The organism is Bacillus cereus group sp. BfR-BA-01524 (genome assembly GCF_022662595.1).
Taxonomy (GTDB): domain Bacteria; phylum Bacillota; class Bacilli; order Bacillales; family Bacillaceae_G; genus Bacillus_A; species Bacillus_A thuringiensis_S.
The window spans coordinates 1-1,077 of sequence record NZ_JAKUDW010000241.1 but is presented as its reverse complement, the minus strand read 5'-3'; the positions used below and the strand labels follow the sequence as shown (position 1 = coordinate 1,077).

Below are 1,077 nucleotides of genomic sequence, written 5' to 3'. Positions count from 1 at the left end.
TAATGATGGCAGAGAGGTCACACCCGTTCCCATACCGAACACGGAAGTTAAGCTCTCTAGCGCCGATGGTAGTTGGGACCTTGTCCCTGTGAGAGTAGGACGTTGCCAGGCAAAATGGAGGATTAGCTCAGCTGGGAGAGCACCTGCCTTACAAGCAGGGGGTCGGCGGTTCGATCCCGTCATCCTCCACCATATATGTCGGAGGGGTAGCGAAGTGGCTAAACGCGGCGGACTGTAAATCCGCTCCTTCGGGTTCGGCAGTTCGAATCTGCCCCCCTCCACCATTCTTAATTAATGGGCTATAGCCAAGCGGTAAGGCAACGGACTTTGACTCCGTCATGCGCTGGTTCGAATCCAGCTAGCCCAGCCATTAAGAGCCATTAGCTCAGTTGGTAGAGCATCTGACTTTTAATCAGAGGGTCGAAGGTTCGAATCCTTCATGGCTCACCATTTTTAATAAAATATGCGGGTGTGGCGGAATTGGCAGACGCACTAGACTTAGGATCTAGCGCCTTTGGCGTGGGGGTTCGACTCCCTTCACCCGCACTTTTAATAAAATAACTCATACATGTCTTGCGGAAGTAGTTCAGTGGTAGAATACAACCTTGCCAAGGTTGGGGTCGCGGGTTCGAATCCCGTCTTCCGCTCCAATTTTCAATATGACATGCCGGGGTGGCGGAACAGGCAGACGCACAGGACTTAAAATCCTGCGGTGGGTGACCACCGTGCGGGTTCGACCCCCGCCCTCGGCACCATATGCGCCCGTAGCTCAATTGGATAGAGCGTTTGACTACGGATCAAGAGGTTAGGGGTTCGACTCCTCTCGGGCGCGCTTTTATTAACGGGAAGTGGCTCAGCTTGGTAGAGCACCTGGTTTGGGACCAGGGGGTCGCAGGTTCAAATCCTGTCTTCCCGATATTCCAAAAAACATGGGGCCTTAGCTCAGCTGGGAGAGCGCCTGCCTTGCACGCAGGAGGTCAGCGGTTCGATCCCGCTAGGCTCCACTTTATTTAATATATGTCTCGGAGGTATACCCAAGTTCGGCTGAAGGGATCGGTCTTGAAAACCGACAGGCGG

General features: G+C 53.7%; 10 tRNA genes and 1 rRNA gene. All 11 read left to right on the top strand.

Annotated features, from left to right (window positions below):
• Window positions 1-111: ribosomal RNA gene (rrf, locus tag MR170_RS30740) — 5S ribosomal RNA — on the top strand; the annotation flags it as partial.
• A 5-nt stretch (window positions 112-116) separates the two neighbouring features.
• A tRNA-Val gene (locus MR170_RS30735) sits at window positions 117-192 on the top strand.
• Window positions 193-200: 8 nt separating this feature from the next.
• Window positions 201-284, top strand: a tRNA-Tyr gene (locus tag MR170_RS30730).
• Window positions 285-295: 11 nt separating this feature from the next.
• Window positions 296-370, top strand: a tRNA-Gln gene (locus MR170_RS30725).
• A 4-nt stretch (window positions 371-374) separates the two neighbouring features.
• Window positions 375-450, top strand: a tRNA-Lys gene (locus MR170_RS30720).
• 15 nt (window positions 451-465) lie between these two features.
• Window positions 466-546, top strand: a tRNA-Leu gene (locus MR170_RS30715).
• A gap of 29 nt (window positions 547-575) precedes the next feature.
• Window positions 576-650 (top strand) — tRNA-Gly (locus MR170_RS30710).
• A 16-nt stretch (window positions 651-666) separates the two neighbouring features.
• A tRNA-Leu gene (locus MR170_RS30705) sits at window positions 667-755 on the top strand.
• Between the two features lie 3 nt (window positions 756-758).
• Window positions 759-832, top strand: a tRNA-Arg gene (locus MR170_RS30700).
• Between the two features lie 10 nt (window positions 833-842).
• A tRNA-Pro gene (locus MR170_RS30695) sits at window positions 843-916 on the top strand.
• 15 nt (window positions 917-931) lie between these two features.
• Window positions 932-1,004, top strand: a tRNA-Ala gene (locus MR170_RS30690).
• The last annotated feature ends 73 nt before the right edge of the window (window positions 1,005-1,077 follow it).